Source organism: Pseudanabaena sp. Chao 1811 (genome assembly GCF_027942295.1).
Lineage (GTDB): Bacteria > Cyanobacteriota > Cyanobacteriia > Pseudanabaenales > Pseudanabaenaceae > Pseudanabaena.
Genome location: NZ_CP101416.1, coordinates 3,010,145 through 3,026,090 on the forward strand (window position 1 = coordinate 3,010,145; position 15,946 = coordinate 3,026,090).

17 protein-coding genes and 1 pseudogene are annotated in these 15,946 nt (G+C 42.6%); 13 read left to right on the top strand and 5 right to left on the bottom strand.

Annotated features, from left to right (window positions below; genetic code table 11):
* Positions 1-284: 284 nt before the first annotated feature.
* The 5 genes from NMG48_RS13865 to pyk all read left to right on the top strand — a co-directional run bounded on the left by NMG48_RS13865 (position 285) and on the right by pyk (position 5,517).
* On the top strand, positions 285-1,448 hold the full coding sequence (locus NMG48_RS13865) for a GuaB3 family IMP dehydrogenase-related protein (protein WP_126387558.1): 1,164 nt from the start codon (positions 285-287) through the stop codon (positions 1,446-1,448).
* A gap of 425 nt (positions 1,449-1,873) precedes the next feature.
* Positions 1,874-2,251 carry a response regulator gene (locus tag NMG48_RS13870; RefSeq protein WP_271252107.1) on the top strand — a complete coding sequence of 126 codons (378 nt, stop codon included), beginning with the start codon at positions 1,874-1,876 and terminating at the stop codon, positions 2,249-2,251.
* Positions 2,238-3,248: a diguanylate cyclase gene (locus NMG48_RS13875; RefSeq protein ID WP_271252108.1), complete on the top strand. Its 1,011-nt coding sequence runs from the start codon at positions 2,238-2,240 to the stop codon at positions 3,246-3,248. The genes NMG48_RS13870 and NMG48_RS13875 overlap by 14 nt, the downstream gene beginning before the upstream one ends.
* Positions 3,249-3,263: 15 nt before the next feature.
* Positions 3,264-3,983, top strand: coding sequence for a response regulator (locus tag NMG48_RS13880; RefSeq protein WP_271252109.1), 720 nt, complete (start codon positions 3,264-3,266; stop codon positions 3,981-3,983).
* Positions 3,984-4,083: 100 nt separating this feature from the next.
* On the top strand, positions 4,084-5,517 hold the full coding sequence (gene pyk / locus NMG48_RS13885; protein ID WP_271252110.1) for a pyruvate kinase: 1,434 nt from the start codon (positions 4,084-4,086) through the stop codon (positions 5,515-5,517).
* A gap of 168 nt (positions 5,518-5,685) precedes the next feature.
* Here pyk and NMG48_RS13890 read toward each other — a convergent pair whose 3' ends face one another.
* Both NMG48_RS13890 and NMG48_RS13895 read right to left on the bottom strand, forming a co-directional pair.
* Positions 5,686-7,230: a peptide ligase PGM1-related protein gene (locus tag NMG48_RS13890; RefSeq protein ID WP_271252111.1), complete on the bottom strand. Its 1,545-nt coding sequence runs from the start codon at positions 7,228-7,230 to the stop codon at positions 5,686-5,688.
* Between the two features lie 157 nt (positions 7,231-7,387).
* Positions 7,388-8,029: a response regulator transcription factor gene (locus tag NMG48_RS13895; protein ID WP_271252112.1), complete on the bottom strand. Its 642-nt coding sequence runs from the start codon at positions 8,027-8,029 to the stop codon at positions 7,388-7,390.
* Positions 8,030-8,321: 292 nt separating this feature from the next.
* Between NMG48_RS13895 and NMG48_RS13900 the strand changes: the two genes are divergently transcribed.
* From NMG48_RS13900 to NMG48_RS13915, 6 genes and pseudogenes are all read left to right on the top strand, one after another.
* Entirely contained in the window at positions 8,322-8,690 is a 369-nt protein-coding gene (locus NMG48_RS13900) for a response regulator (RefSeq protein WP_271252113.1), read from the top strand.
* 182 nt (positions 8,691-8,872) lie between these two features.
* On the top strand, positions 8,873-10,246 hold the full coding sequence (locus NMG48_RS13905) for a glutamate-5-semialdehyde dehydrogenase (protein ID WP_441339174.1): 1,374 nt from the start codon (positions 8,873-8,875) through the stop codon (positions 10,244-10,246).
* 2 nt (positions 10,247-10,248) lie between these two features.
* Positions 10,249-10,326, top strand: a pseudogene (locus tag NMG48_RS21825) (VIT1/CCC1 transporter family protein); the annotation flags it as partial.
* A 98-nt stretch (positions 10,327-10,424) separates the two neighbouring features.
* A complete protein-coding gene (locus NMG48_RS21715; protein ID WP_345961268.1) occupies positions 10,425-10,508 on the top strand; it encodes a hypothetical protein in 84 nt (27 codons plus the stop codon).
* Between the two features lie 20 nt (positions 10,509-10,528).
* Positions 10,529-11,071 (top strand): hypothetical protein, encoded by a 543-nt coding sequence (locus NMG48_RS13910; RefSeq protein WP_271252115.1) that lies wholly within the window; start codon positions 10,529-10,531, stop codon positions 11,069-11,071.
* A gap of 151 nt (positions 11,072-11,222) precedes the next feature.
* On the top strand, positions 11,223-11,966 hold the full coding sequence (locus NMG48_RS13915) for a transposase (protein WP_271252116.1): 744 nt from the start codon (positions 11,223-11,225) through the stop codon (positions 11,964-11,966).
* A gap of 3 nt (positions 11,967-11,969) precedes the next feature.
* Here the strand turns inward: NMG48_RS13915 and NMG48_RS13920 are convergent, their stop codons facing one another.
* The gene (locus NMG48_RS13920) at positions 11,970-13,181 is read right to left on the bottom strand and encodes an IS256 family transposase (protein WP_271252117.1); all 1,212 of its coding nucleotides are present in this window, start codon (positions 13,179-13,181) and stop codon (positions 11,970-11,972) included.
* Between the two features lie 186 nt (positions 13,182-13,367).
* Between NMG48_RS13920 and NMG48_RS21720 the strand changes: the two genes are divergently transcribed.
* Positions 13,368-13,616 (top strand): hypothetical protein, encoded by a 249-nt coding sequence (locus tag NMG48_RS21720; RefSeq protein WP_345961269.1) that lies wholly within the window; start codon positions 13,368-13,370, stop codon positions 13,614-13,616.
* Here the strand turns inward: NMG48_RS21720 and NMG48_RS13925 are convergent.
* On the bottom strand, positions 13,564-13,848 hold the full coding sequence (locus NMG48_RS13925; RefSeq protein WP_271252118.1) for a hypothetical protein: 285 nt from the start codon (positions 13,846-13,848) through the stop codon (positions 13,564-13,566). The two genes, NMG48_RS21720 and NMG48_RS13925, sit on opposite strands and share 53 nt — an antisense overlap.
* Positions 13,849-13,890: 42 nt before the next feature.
* Between NMG48_RS13925 and NMG48_RS13930 the strand changes: the two genes are divergently transcribed.
* Complete coding sequence (locus NMG48_RS13930) at positions 13,891-14,172, top strand: transposase (protein WP_271252119.1); 282 nt, start codon at positions 13,891-13,893, stop codon at positions 14,170-14,172.
* A gap of 4 nt (positions 14,173-14,176) precedes the next feature.
* On the opposite strand, the gene tnpC is transcribed toward NMG48_RS13930, so the two are convergent.
* Positions 14,177-15,532 carry an IS66 family transposase gene (tnpC, locus tag NMG48_RS13935; protein WP_271252120.1) on the bottom strand — a complete coding sequence of 452 codons (1,356 nt, stop codon included), beginning with the start codon at positions 15,530-15,532 and terminating at the stop codon, positions 14,177-14,179.
* Between the last annotated feature and the right edge of the window lie 414 nt (positions 15,533-15,946).

Here is a 15,946-nt window from a genome sequence, read left to right on the forward strand (position 1 = left end):
TCTTAAAAAATAACCTCCCATCGCACTAATTAGCTATCATTAGTCAATAAGCAACAGTATCTTAAGAAAGTATTAAGATTTTCTGTAAACCTAAGCACAAATCAAGCAGCAATCATCCTGCGATCGCTGCTTAAAACATCAAACCTTCGCGTAAATCTTTCAAGCAAGATTTTTACGTCAACCTTCGCAACTGGTGAATTTATGATTGGGTCGCATTTTGCACCACCTAAATCATAAATAGCACTACCCAAACCTTAAATTCTAGAGAAGAGAGTATACAAACAGTGGACATTCAAATTGGGCGCGGTAAAACTGCACGCAGAGCCTATGGCATCGACGAAATTGCACTAGTACCAGGGGGAAGAACCCTCGATCCCAACGTTGCCGATACATTTTGGGAAATTGGGGGAATTCGTCGCGAAATTCCGATTATTGCTAGCGCTATGGACGGCGTTGTCGATGTCGATGCAGCAGTGAGACTGTCGGAGCTAGGTGCATTAGGTGTTATCAACCTCGACGGTATCCAAACCCGCTATGACGATCCCAAGCCAATCTTAGAAAAAATTGCCTCCGTGGGTGTTACTGAGTTTGTCTCACTTATGCAACAACTCTATGCTGAACCAGTTAAACCTGAGCTAATCAAAAAACGGATCCGCGAAATCAAAGAAAAAGGTGGTATCGCCTGTGCCAGCAGCATTCCCGTTAATGCTTTTAAATATGGTTTAATCGCTGCTGAAGCGGGTTGTGATTTGTTCTTCTTGCAATCTACCGTAGTCTCTACTACTCACATTGCTGCTGAAGGACTAGTTTCCCTCGATCTCGCCAAATTCTGCCAAGAAATGCCGATCCCTGTCCTCATGGGTAACTGTGTCACCTATGATGTCACCTTAGAATTGCTCAGAGCAGGAGCCGCAGGTGTACTTGTTGGTATTGGACCTGGAGCCGCCTGTACATCTAGAGGTGTACTCGGTGTGGGGATTCCTCAAGCTACAGCCGTTGCAGACTGTGCTGCTGCCCGTGAAGACTTCTTCAAGGAAACTGGTAAATATGTCCCTATCATTGCTGATGGTGGATTGATTACAGGTGGTGATATTTGTAAATCGATCGCCTGTGGTGCAGATGCGGTAATGATTGGCTCCCCCTTTGCGAGAGCCGCCGAAGCCCCCGGACGTGGTTTCCACTGGGGTATGGCAACACCTAGCCCTGTATTGCCACGCGGGACTAGAATCAAGGTTGGTACAACAGGTTCTCTCGAACAAATTTTGCGTGGACCAGCAGGACTTGATGATGGTACGCATAATCTCTTAGGCGCACTCAAAACTAGCATGGGAACTCTTGGTGCAGCCAATATCCGCGAAATGCAGCAGGTAGAAGTGGTAATTGCTCCTTCGCTCTTAACTGAAGGTAAGGTTTACCAAAAGGCACAGCAATTGGGTATGGGTAAATAAGATAAGCAGAAAGTCTTTCATTGTGAGCCTTTCTGTTCCCGAAAATGTAAGATGCGGGTACGAAGTTACTGCACTCATATTTTTGACTAAGTAGTCAAGCATAAGTAAACTTAAAACCCATATTTCTGTACCGTCCGCGTAGCAGGCAGTACAGAAATATGGGTTTCGTTTATAACTATGCCGAGCTACTTACTAAATAGCTATTTAACGTGAGTTAGACATAGCCATATACACCGTGCAAAGCATGGCGTATATGTTGCAACATAGGAAGAATTACTGTGCAATTCTTCCTATGTAATTTCGCCATACTGGCGTTATATTACTGAAGAGATGAGGGTAATATATAAACTATTGCTAGTGTAGAGAGGCGTAATTTTTAGAGCTGATTTTCTGGGGGCGCACAACTGGGGATTACCTAAATCAATATGGCAAAAATTCTGCTAGTTGAAGATAATGAAATGAACCGCGATATGTTATCGCGACGATTGATGCGTAGGGGATTTGAAGTAATAGTTGCCGTTGATGGGGAATTGGGGGTAATCACTGCTGAATCAGAGCTTCCTGATTTGATCGTGATGGATATGAGTTTGCCAGTTTTAGATGGTTGGGAAGCGACAAAACGCTTAAAGCAAATACCTGCTACTTGCAATATTCCGATAATTGGTTGCTCGGCTCATGCGATGGTTGGCGATCGCGAAAGGGGGATCGAAGCGGGCTGTGATGATTACGACACTAAGCCGATTGAATTTGCCCGATTATTAGGAAAAATAGAGAGGCTGTTGGAAAAGTATGCCAGAGATTAGTGAATCTAGCTTGCTAATTGTTGACGATGATCAGATGAATCGCGAGCTTCTCTATCGCCATTTAAAAAATTTGGGGTATGACAATATAATTCTAGCTGATAGCGGTAAAAGAGGACTGGAGATAGTTGATTCCCAAGCGATCGATTTGATCTTGCTAGATATGATGATGCCAGTGATGAATGGATTAGAAGTGCTCGATCATCTCAAATCCCATCAAGAATGGCGAGTTATTCCTGTAATTATCATCTCGGCATTAGATGAAAAAGAGATGATGCTTTCCTGTATTCAAAAGGGGGCTGAGGACTATTTAATCAAGCCCTATGATCGGGTTCTTCTCAAAGCGAGGGTCAGAGCTTGTCTAGATAAGAAAATGCTGCACGATCGCGAAATTTTACATAATCAAAAACTCGAAGCTGCCTATAAAGAACTGGCGATCGCCTACTATGAGTTAGAAATTGTCAAAAATGAGCTAGAGGCACTATCCCATCGTGATGGTTTGACGGGAATCGCCAACCGCCGCTACTTTGATACAGTGTTGGAAAGAGAATGGAATGCGGCGAAAAGAGAACAGAAATTTCTATCGCTAATATTATTTGATGTAGACTATTTTAAGAAATATAATGATACCTATGGGCATCTAGCTGGGGACGACTGTCTATGTCAAATTGCGATCGCGGCATCACGAGTGATTAAAAGACCAAGGGATACCTTAGCAAGATACGGAGGTGAAGAGTTTGCAGTAATTTTGCCAGACACAGACTCAAGGGGAGCCAGCTTTTGTGCTGAACAAATTCGCTTTGAGATAGAAAACCTGAATATTATTCACATATCTTCACAGATAAATTCCTATGTTACGGCTAGTTTAGGAATATCGGCAATCAATCCTCATACAGAATTCACAACTTCTCAGCAATTAATTAAAGAAGCAGATCTTGCGCTCTATCAAGCAAAGCGAGAAGGGAGAAACTGCGTTAAAGTATGGTCTAACAACGGTTAAGAACGGGTGGTCAATATGGTAATGCCAAACTTCCAAGTATTGATAGTTGACGATAATGAAATCAATCGAGATATGTTAGCCCGCCGCTTACATCGAAAAGATTTTAATTTATCGATGGCATCGGATGGTCGGGCTGCCCTATCTATGGTGCAGGTGAATCGCTATGACTTGATTTTGTTGGATATCATGATGCCTGAGGTTGATGGATATGCAGTGTTGCGATATTTAAAACAAGATCCTAGCTTACGGAATATTCCTGTGATCATCATTTCAGCCCTTGAAGAAATGGATAGCGTCATGCAATGTATGGAAATTGGTGCAGACGACTATCTGACTAAGCCCTTCGATCCCGAAATGTTGAAATCGGCAATCAATCGATGCTTGCCGAGTCGCATTCAGAATCCACCACATAATCTTGGTTCTAAAACTACTGATTTATCTACGTTTGTGCCTGTTGATGTTGGGGAGCAAATCACTGCCTTTAATTTACCTGAAGATACTACCCGTGGAAAATCCACCAACTCAATTACACTAGATGAAGTAGTATTGCGAATTATGCAGTCGGGCATTATCAATCGCAAAAGTTATCTATATTTTAGTAAAGCGATTTATAACAACTTATTTGAGAATGTAGGCTTAAGCGAACAAGAAGTTTATCAAATTCGTTCTGTATTTGATGCGATTCAATCAGGGAGGATTAGGGTAATTGATGCAAATTATCCTAGTAAGCTCTAGGAACTTAGAGAGCGAAATTCAAAGCTATTCTAAAAATTTTGGAGGTTATGGCAAAGTGGCGATAAATTGAAGTCATCAAATCCTTTAGCGCTTGATACCTATGGCAATTCCTCAACATTTAACCAAGATCGTTGCCACAATTGGTCCCGCCAGTCGATCGCCTGAAGTATTTCGCAAAATGGTAGAGGCGGGTATCACCGTAGCCCGATTGAACTTCTCCCACGGCAGCTATGCTGATCATGCTAAGACAATTGCAATGATTCGAGAAGTATCGGAAGAACTAGATGTGCCGATTACAATTTTACAGGATTTACAGGGTCCCAAGATCCGCGTTGGTGAGTTGTCTGAAGCTGGGCTTGAGCTAGTTGAGGGTAGATCGATTACACTCATACCCAAAAATAATCCGCAACAAAGCGATCGCCCTGATCAAAAGTCCATCACAATCGATTATTCCTATGTTGCTGAAGAAGCTACTATTGGCACGCAGATCCTCTTAGCTGATGGCATTTTTGAACTCAAAGTAAGTGGTATCGAAGATAATGCAGTTCATTGCGAAGTTGTCAAAGGTGGTATTCTCACAAGTCACAAAGGTGTCAACTTTCCCAGTTTAAATTTGCGCTTACCTTCAATGACCGATAAGGATCGGCAGGATTTAGAATTTGGTCTAGCGCAAGGTGTCGATTGGGTTTCGTTGAGTTTTGTCAGACAAGCCGCCGATGTCAAGTTGCTCAGAGCCTTAATCGCTGAGCAGGGAAAATCGGATGTATCGATCATTGCGAAAATAGAAAAACCTCAGGCGATCGCTAATCTTGAAGAAATTCTGGCGGTAGTTGATGGGATTATGGTGGCGAGAGGAGATCTCGGTGTAGAGATGCCTCCTGAGCGAGTTCCCATGATTCAGAAACATATCATTCGTCGTTGTAATGAAATTGGTATTCCCGTAATTACGGCAACGCAGATGCTAGAAAGTATGATCCAAAATCCGCGCCCAACCCGAGCGGAGGCGAGTGATGTGGCAAATGCGATCATGGATGGTACGGATGCAGTGATGCTCTCAGGAGAATCGGCAGTGGGTGCATATCCTGTGCAGGCGGTGGAAATGATGACCCGCATTGCTTCTGAAGTGGAAAAGGATGTCCAATTTGCCAATTATCCTGCCTCCAGAACCGATGAAGTTCATGCGATCAGTGAAGCAATTCATGCCGTTTCCGATGTGATCGATTTTCGTTGTATCGTCGCCTTTACCGCTAGTGGATATACTGCCATCCTTGCATCAAAGGAACGACTCACAATTCCCATTATTGCCCTTACGCCTAGTATCAATGTTTACCATCGCCTCAATTTAGTTTGGGGTGTAAAGCCTCTATTGCTAGATCAGGAAGTGAATTCCTTTGAGATGGTCATTCAACAGGTAGAAGCTTATTTGCTGGGGCGTAATTTGGCAGCGACGGGAGATCGCGTTTTGATTGTTGGTGGTATTCCGATGGGTGTAAAAGGAGGCACAAACTTCCTCAAAATCCACATCCTGCCTTAGAGCGTGTTTGAGAAGTTTTAACCCCCTCTAACTCCCCCTTGCAAAGGGGGAGAATTTAAGTTTCCCCCCTTTGTAAGGAGGGATTAAGGGGGGAAGCAGAAATTCATGCTAAACGGGATACTTTTCAAACACGCTCTTAAGGATAAGCGGCGCAAAGCGCCGCCATCCTTAAACTCTTGTTTCGCGATCGAGAACTTGTTCTACCTGTTCATAGATAGCCTGCGCTTCTGCGGGACTATTGCCGATACTCGTTAATCCTAATTTGCCAAATTCGGATAGGCAACTCATGAGATGGAATACAGTTCCTGTTTCGGTACTGCTATCGAAATGGAGACGATGATAGGCGATGATATCCATCAAATCATGGGGTAAAAGTCCTTTGTATTGAGGCTTTTGCAAGTTATCCGTTGCTACATAATATTTTTCTTGGCCTTGACGACTGTAAAATTTGCCATCTTCAAGTTGGAATTTGCCATTAGTCAAAAAGCGTAAAGTCATAAAGGGATGGGTCGTTCCCCCTTTACGAAGATTAATCTCGATCGCTTGTAAATTCCAAGTCCCATTTGGTTGTTTCACTGCCACAAAATCTACCCCATAGCGTTCTAATACTCCTTTCTTGGCAAGATTCTGACCGATCGCTAAACCGATTTCTTGTAGCTGAAGGCGATAGGCAGCATCCGCAGGAAAACTACAACCTAGATATACTTGACCATCAAGCCCTCCCAAAATTTGATCGTGGGTGGAGAGGATTTCGATCTCGCCCGTTGGTGCAATGCGACCTTGGACACTGGGCGATCGCTTTTCTTCCCCTTCAATAAATGCCTCGACGATTGCTCCTAGTTCAGGAATCTGTCTGGCATAGTTTGCCCATGTTTCGTGGTTCGACTGAAAGCGCATGGTGGCAAAACTTTCCAAAATCGCGGCAATGCGATCAGCGAGACTTACTTGCCCAATGGGATGCAATTTTTCTGTGAGTTCCTCTAAACATAAAACCGCATTGCCCTCCCCCGAAAATCCTTCATTGAGCTTGACAACCATTCGTTGCAGATGGGGCTGTCTTTCCCACAGTTTGGCAGCCGCGATCGCTAAATCCTGAGATGTCCATACGAGTTGACTACCATCAGGGTGAGGAATTCCTGTTTCCGCAAATACTTGTCGGCTACCGCTTTTGGTTCCTAAATGTAATAAATCGGGATCGACAGCCCATAGAGGAATATCTAACTGGATCGATAACTCACGCTCTAAAGGAGTGGAGTTAAAGCAAATCATATAAGCTTTATCGATGCGTAAGGATTGACGAATTCGCTCAATTAAACGCGGACGTTCGAGAATCTTTTGAGTGAGTGGCTTTTCGGCGGCATCATAGGTAGTGAGGGTGACTAAGCGTTCTCTGGCATGGGAGAAGGGAATCCCCGGTAATAATTGCAGATAGTAATCAATGATGATCGGTGCTAGCGGTTGGGAAGTGATATAAACAAGACGGTTGCGAGGATTGCGAAGACGGATTAGTGAAAAAAGTAAGCGCTCTTCATAATGGTGGCTACCTTCAACTTTTTTGAGTTCCGAGGGATCGAGGGTTAAGGAAGGAACTACGAGAATATCGTAATCACTATGATCAAATTCTTCGATATTCAGCCAGCGATCGCGTAGTTGTGTTTGCAAATCCCGAAATCTAACTGGCGATTCCTGCGAAATGAAGCCATATTTATTCATATGCTAACGACCTCCAGCGATCGCCTATCGATATTTTGTCATGTTGCTTGGCAACATAACAAAATAATAATTGTAGATTTTGATTTATAAGTAGCTGGGCATAATTAAAAAATAGAGAAAAGCTCTATAGGGCAGGGATAGCTACTTATTCTATTAGTTACGAATAGTTAAGAATGGAATTGACCAAGATCGCGATTTGGGTTCTATTTCGCAAATTTAATTGACTTAAAATATTTGTAATATGATTCTTTACAGTTCTTGTCGATATATAAAGTTGATTAGCAATTTCCTCATTATTTGCTCCCGTAGCAACTAATTTGACGATTTGTTGCTCTCTGGGGGTGAGCTTATCCCAATCAGTTGTAGAAACCTCCGAGGTTTCTGGAATTCGTGCAATCACCTTTCTCCCTAAGTTCAAATCTAAGTGCATATAGCCACGATATACAGCTTGAATTGCAAAGGATAATTCCTCTGGTGGGGTATTCTTTAAAATATAGCCAGATGCGCCATATTTCAGAGCTTGCGAGATATATTCTTCGGTCTCATCCACGGTGAGAATCAATACTTTCGTATCTGGAAAACGCTCCCCAATTTGCTTAGTTGCCTCCACTCCATCCATCAGTGGCATTTGGATATCCATCAGCACGACATCGGGCTTGAGAGTCTCCACTTGCGCGATCGCTACCTGCCCATTTTCCGCCTCTCCCACAATTTCTAGAGTTGATTCATCACCGAGGGAAATCCTCAGGGCGCGACGGATAAAGGAATGATCGTCAACAAGTAAAATACGAATTTTCATGGGAATTACCTATTGCAGTTCAGGCGATCGCTTAATACCAGAACTAAAAATGGCTACGCCATTTTTAGTTCTGAAAAACCTCACTGGGTTTGGTTTTTAATCCACGAAAGTGTAATAACACTTTCGTGGATTGGTATAAGTTCAGATTAGCTGCTTCAATCATAGTAATCAAGTGGCGATAGTCCCAATTAAGAATAGGACTAAAGTACTAAGCAAATTCAGGACTTAGTCTTCATGTGGGATTTCTATTTCACCCATAGGATGGAAGAATCGAACTGAGAGGATTACTTCCATGTCCAAAATTCTTGTTGTTGAAGATAGTAAAACTCAAAGAGAATTAATTGCAAATCTGCTTAAAAACAATCAATTTGAAGTGATGACAGCTAAAAATGGGGTTGAGGCTCTTTCTCAAGCGGAAGTGCAACATCCTGATCTGGCAATTTTGGATATTGTGATGCCTGAAATGAATGGCTATGAGCTTTGTCGCAAACTCAGAGATAATCCTGAAACTTGGAATATCAACATCATTATATGTTCGACGAAATCCACAAGTGTCGATCGCCATTGGGGATTTCGCCAAGGGGCAAACGCCTATATCAGTAAGCCTTTTGTGCCAGAAGATTTAGTTGACACGGTAAAAGAGTTGCTAAAAATAGCATAGAAGAGCAATGCCTAGACAATTCGTGACTATGGTGATTTTCATTTTGCCGTAGACAAAATGAAAACTCAAAACCTTTAGAGCATGTTTGAGAAGTGTCCTATGAGGCAATAAATGAGTATGCACGCATTTGCAAAACGCTATAACATAGAAAAATGTTAGACATTAGCTAGCTTCATTGGCTGATGTCTTGCCCCCAAAATAGCAATCTACGAAAAGTGATAGAGAATCAAGTGTCTGGGAACGTATCTACAAATTTGGCAGAAAACCTAGCTGCATCGATCCAACGTACTCGCACCGCCGCGATCGCCCTAGCAAAATTGCCAACTGCCTCCAAAAATGCTGCCCTAGAAGCGATCGCGATCGCCCTAGAGCAAAATGCAGAAACAATTTTGGCAGCCAATCAAAAGGATGTCATTGCCGCGAATGCAGCCCAGTTACCCAGCGCCTTGATCGCTCGTCTCAAGCTTGATACCAATAAGCTCAAAAGTATGGTTGCAGGTGTGCGCGATGTCATTCGCCTTGCTGATCCCATTGGCGATCGCCAGATTCATCGCGAGTTAGATGCTGGATTAGTTTTGGAACGTCGATCCTGCCCCTTGGGTGTAATTGGAGTCATTTTTGAAGCACGTCCCGATGCCGTGACACAAATTGCTGCTCTGGGGATTAAATCGGGCAATGGGGTCATTCTTAAAGGTGGCAGTGAAGCTGTAAATTCCTGTGAAGCGATCGCGGCGGTGATGCGTGAGGCACTAGAGAAACTATATGCTGCAACTCAAGGGGTATCGCCTAATGTGGTGCAGCTATTAACCACCCGTGCGGAAACTCTGGCGATTCTGAAAATGGATAAATTAATCGATCTGATTATTCCTAGAGGTTCTAATCAGTTTGTGCGTTATATCCAAGACAATACGAATATTCCCGTTCTCGGTCATGCCGATGGGATTTGTCATTTGTATGTCGATGCTACTGCCGATGTCCACAAAGCCGTAGCGATCGCTGTAGATAGCAAAACCCAATATCCTGCGGCTTGTAATGCGATCGAGACTTTATTGGTACATAGGGCGATCGCTTCTCAATATTTACCTTTAGCTTTAGAAGCTTTGCAGAAACACAATGTGAAATTACTCGGATGCGATCGCACTCAGCAAATTATTGATGTGCAACCTGCAAAGGATTCTGACTGGTCAACGGAATATTCGGATTTGATTCTCTCGATTAAAATTGTCGATTCTTTAGAAGAAGCGATCGCTCACATTACTACCTACGGCTCTAAACACACTGAGGCGATCGTTACCGAAGATCAAGCCAATGTCGATATCTTTACCAGTGATGTTGATGCTGCGGGTGTGTATCACAACTGCTCTACCCGATTTGCCGATGGGTTCCGTTATGGCTTCGGCGCAGAGGTAGGCATCAGCACCCATAAAATGCCTCCAAGGGGGCCTGTGGGATTAGAAGGCTTGGTCACTTACAAATATCGCCTTGTGGGGAATGGGCATATCGTCTCTGACTATGCAGGGACAAATGCCAAAGTATTCACTCATAGGGATTTATAAATATGCCAAATAAACCCCATTACGAGTACCATTTCGCATCGAGCGAATTCGTCCGCGATATTGTCATTGGCATGTCAGATTGATTAACTGTCCCTTTTACCCTTGCCGCAGGACTATCTAGCTCATTTACCTCAATGCCTTTGGCTATGTAAAGGATAGATTTACAGGTACAACGCCGATCCGCAGTGTTATTCAGACTGTGTTAATTTGGGGGATTGCGGCGGCAGCAGCTTTCTTTATTGCTAAAGCAATCTCGCATTAATTAACGATGGACATGAACCTATGGAAACGGTCTTTCTCTTCCTAGATATTGATGGCGTAGTGAATACAAGCGTTAATGCTGCCTCGCAGTTTCTTGGGACATATCAAGGTAGAGATTTGCGGGGTTCCCCATCGCCCTATGTGCAGCCTTTTCTCCATGCTGTAGATCGAGCAGAACATATCAAGCCGTTTTGGATGTCATCAGGTTGGCGAGAACATTCCAATATTTGGAATCGCTGGGCTGGGATTGCGCCTTGGACTGTGGGCTATCCGATTGATTTCGCGAAGGCGCGATATGTGATGGGACGCTATGGCAAACAGCTTAATCTTGATGAAATCGATGATAGCAAGACTATCGCTGTTCTCTATCATTCTGGCAATACTTCAAAAATCGTCTGGATTGAAGATGGCTTTTCTCAATCTGCTATGACTTGGGCAAAACTAGATCCTAGAGTCACTTTAATTAATACAATCCATTCTGAAGATCCTTCCCTATTAGGGATTCAAAATTGGAATATTGGCTTAATCTCAGAGGTTCTAAATATTACGCTGGAAATAGTTTAGAGAATCTATCTTCTTGGCGATAATGTTTAATTAACTCACCTTACGCAGATAGAAAGCGTCCGAAGAAACGAGTGAGAATGTATACTGGAAATAGGTTTGAGAGTAATTGCTTTGCCGAAACCAAGCTAAGACTAAGAAAGAAGATAAAACCATGAAGACGAACATGTTAGATCTTTATAGTGACTATCTAATTAGTTCTTTTGGAGCAACAACTGCAACAGGATTAGCCAAACTATTGAAGGGAGACATAAATCATGACGAAGTGACGCAATGGCTGGCGCACAAAGAAAGAACATCAGCCGAATTTTGGGTAAAAGTAAAACCGTATGTACGGAAAATTGAAAGTGAAGAAGGAGTCCTAATCATAGATGACAGTATCGAGGAGAAACCCTATACAGACGAAAATGCTCAAATCTGTTGGCACTATGACCACAGTAAAGATCGGCAAGTAAAAGGGCTCAACTTTTTGACAAGCCTGTATAGCAATCAAGATATAGCAATACCAGTGGGGTATCAGCTAATTAGCAAGACCGAATATTATGTGAACAAAAAGACAGGAAAACCAAGCCGTAGGAGTGAGAAAGGGAAAAATGAATATTTTCGAGAATTAGTTGCCCAAGCGGTGCTAAATCAAATCCAGTTTTGTTATGTCCTCAATGATAGTTGGTTTGCTTCAGCCGAAAATATGAGATTCATCCAAGGAGAGCAAAACAAAGACTTCATCATGCCCTTGAAAGGTAATCGGAAGATAGCATTGAGCAAACAAGACAAAGCCCAAGGCAAGTATGTGCAATTAGAAGCAGTGAATTTAGAGGACAATATCAAGAAAGAGATTTATCTTGAAGGAGTTAAATTTCCCTTAGCGAGACTGTCAAGTAAAATGTGTAAAGTCTAGAAGCTAGACGTGGAGACGATCCTCGAAGAGGATGGCAAAGCGATTAAGAGCAGGTTTCCAATCACGAATCGGCATCGTCCACTTCTTCGAGATATTCCGCATTGCTAAATAAACGAGCTTGAAAGCAGCATCATCAGAGGGAAAAATCTGTTGGGATTTAATCACCTTCCGCAAACTACTGTTCATCGACTCAATCGCATTGGTGGTATAAATCGCCCTGCGAATCTCGGTCGGGAAAGCAAAGAAGGGGATAATGTTTGCCCAATGACTGCGCCAAGACTTGGAGATTGATGGATATTGCTTGTCCCACTTTTCAGCAAAGAGTTCGAGATTAAACTCAGCCTCCGATTCCGTCGCCGCGCTATAAATAGCCTTGAGGTCAGCACAAACTTGCTTGCGTTGTTGCCAAGGTACAAAAGCGACCGAGTTTCTGACCATGTGGACAATGCATAACTGCACCTGAGTTTTAGGAAATACCGTCTCAATCGCATTAGGGAAACCAGTCAAGCCATCGACACAGGCAATCAAAATATCTTTGACCCCACAGTTGTGAATTTCGGTGAGTACTGACAACCAGAATTTCGCACCTTCATTCGGAGAAATCCACATACCCAGTAATTCCTTGTACCCGTCCATATTCACGCCCAAGGCAAAGTACAAGGATTTGTTAATCACTCTGCCATTGTCTCGGACTTTGATGACTAGACAGTCCAGAAAGACGATTGGATAGACTGCTTCAAGGGGACGGTTTTGCCATTGCTTCACCTCGTCAATTACTGCATCTGTAACATTGGAAATAAGTGTTGGTGATACTTCAACACCATACATTTCTTGCAACTGGGCTTGAATATCCCTGACACTCATACCTCGTGCGTAGAGAGCAATGATCTTTTCATCTAGTCCTGACAAGCGACTTTGTCCTTTCTTCACCATCTGCGGTTCAAACTCCCCTTGCCGATCTCGGGGGACTGCGATTTCGGCTACGCCAAAGTCACCTTGCACTTTTTTCTGGCTATAGCCATTGCGACTGTTGGTTTGTCCTTCTGGTCTTGGTTCGTGCTTACCGTATCCCAGATGGGTTGATAGTTCTGCTTCCAAGGCTCTCTCCACCAACGCGGTTGTCAGTTGTTTCAGAATGCCTCCTTCTCCGAATAGGTCAGGTGGTGTTTTACATTCTTGCAGCAATTCGTCGAGCAATTCTTTGCGTATATTCATCAGTTTTAGTGTTGGTAATTGTGTGTCTAGATCATCTCTCTGTATATATCCCAGACTTTACACACTTCACTTTACACTCTCCCCTTAGCGCTAATTAAGCAAGTCTTCGTAAACGAAGATCACAGTATTGGTATTCTCTATCTAGTCACTAGCGACCTAACAATCACCTACAAGCAAATTACAACAATCTACCGTAAACGCTGGAAAGTTGAAGAATATCACAAGTCTTTGAAGCAAAACGTTAGTCTATGCAAATCACCGACCAAGACAGTTGATAGTCAAGCCAATCACTTCTTTGCTGCTTTGTGGGGATATGTGAAATTGGAGGTTCTCAAACTTAATTCTAAACTCAATCATTTTGCTCTCAAATCCAAGTTATATATCAAGGCTTTGCAGCAATCTTACTTGGAATGGCACTCCCTGAAACCTTTTTAGACTTCTGCGTAATATGAGTAATTAAATTATGCTGATCAAATGCTTTTTTGCTAATCTTTTTTTCAAGTTTATTCATGTTCTCCCCAATTGCGACTAACATCATTGCAATTCCATCTAGTCGATCCAGTCCATTATCATCACACAGAAAGTCTTCAGGCGAGTTGATGTCTGAAAATCTTCTCTCAATTCTTCTAATTGCTTCCTCAATTTCAAGGAACAACTCTAGAAGCATTGTCCGGCTGATTTAGCTGCGGATTTATTCTTGATTAACCGTGTGATTACTGTCATTGGTCAAGACAATAGCTCTACCCATACCTCTAAGGCGGTACAACTCAAAATTCCTGAGTGGGAACGTAAAGGCTTATTTTTATTTCAATTGCCTACCTATTGCTCTGAGATGAATCCCATTGAATTGGAGTGGTTGCATTTAAAGCGTGACCATCTTTCTGGACAAATGTTTGACTCTGAGGATTATTTATTGTGGGGTATCGAAGATACTCTTTTTTCCCGTTACGATTCTCTTGGCTTTGATACTTCTTATTTTGAGTTTTCGTAATTGCTCAACCTAAAGCAAGCAATGATTTGAGAGGATTCAAAGCGATAAGAATCGACTCAAAAGCAGAGAAGCCTTGTCTTTTTCCAGTATTGACAATCGAGCGAACAGCCGCAAATAAGTCACGTCCCCAATCAGAGCGAAACCCATTCGTAACTTTTCTAAAAATGAGACTCCAACGCAAAGCCTGTTCGCTAGAGTTATTAGTCGGTGGGATCGTGGGGTCATCCAAAAACAGAAATAAGTTTTCTCGTAACTCCAGATAACGTTTCTGTAATCTCAGTCCATCTTCTTGAGTGGGTAACAGAGAGAGAATACTGTCGAGATCTCGAAACAATCGACATCGGTATTGGTAACGGGTAGAGTCAGCTAAATCCGACCATCGCCTTCGCAGCACCAAAGCTCGTAGCAGCAGTTTTTTCATCCTGCCAGAGAAAATATGGTCTCCTGCATCAATTCCATACTGACAATCTCTGAGTTGATGGGCAAGACAAACTTGCCATGCTGTCGCTGGATTGGTCTTTTGGGCGCTAAACAAATCTGATACCCATACCTCTGGTTGATGCTCTGCCATTACTTCGGTGATGACATCTCCACCTCTAGAAGGTCGGATGATATGAAAACATACTTGCTCATTCTGGAATACCCATTCCCATTGATTTTTGCCATTAACCCTTGCACTGGTTTCATCACTGCATACTAATCGAGATGTCCTCAGAGCTTGGATTATTCCTGATACTTCAGATTCTAGTTGTCCTTTTACTCTTGTTAAGAGGTTGGAGATTGCTCCTTCCGATATTTTTAACCCAAATACTTCGCTCAGCATTTGCTGCATTCTTCCATAGCTTATCCCGTGACTGTATCTCATCGTTGTCACTAGCGCGGCGATTCGATCTCCAAAGGGACTTCCTACTTCAAGACCTACGGGTACTGCTGCGATTTGTTCCTGTCCGCAATGCTCACACTTGCATCCATACCTTTCGATTCTAGTCACGATTGGCTTGATTGGTGGTATGTCGATCTTGTCGTATCTTTCCAGTAATACTTGTATTGACTCGCTAATCTCTTTCCCGCATTCTGTACAACTTTTCACGGTTGCTTTGATTGTTTGGTCTGGATTTTCACTCAGTTGACGACCTCCTCCGTCTCTACCTATGCTTCCTGCTCGTTTGCCTTCTATTTCTTCTGGATTATTGATTTCGGCTTTAAATCCTTTGGCTGGTGGCAAACTTGAGTTCTTTGCGGTCTTCTTTGGTTTCTTTTCTAGCTGTTTCTGTAGTTTTTGTAGTTCTTCCCATAACTTCACTATCAAAGCTTCTTTTGCCTCGTCTGTTAGTTCTTTTAGGTTGGGTAGTTCCTTCATTTCTTTAATTTATCAGCTTTTGCCTTTTTGTCAATTTTCCTATGTTGAGCTATTACGAGTTTTCTTATGCCTAGCTACTTAACTGTAGTTAGAAATCGATAATTTAGAAAGATTGAGATTCCGACTTTATTCTCTATAAGCCATTTTGTAGACCACAAAAAAATCGGAGATATGAACCTCGACAACTCGCTTTTAATTTAAAAATAGTGAATAAACTCGCTACAAACGCAGCAAAGTGGAACTTACTGCCCATCTATGCGATTAACTGTCTAAAACTTGGTAAATCTCACCCCTGCTTGAAAACTTATTCTAAACTTTACAGAAACAAAAAACGAAAAGCAAGTCCTTAAATCAATACGATTTGTGTCGAGTTTTTAGATGTATGATTTTTAAATAAGAAGGCTATACTTTTAA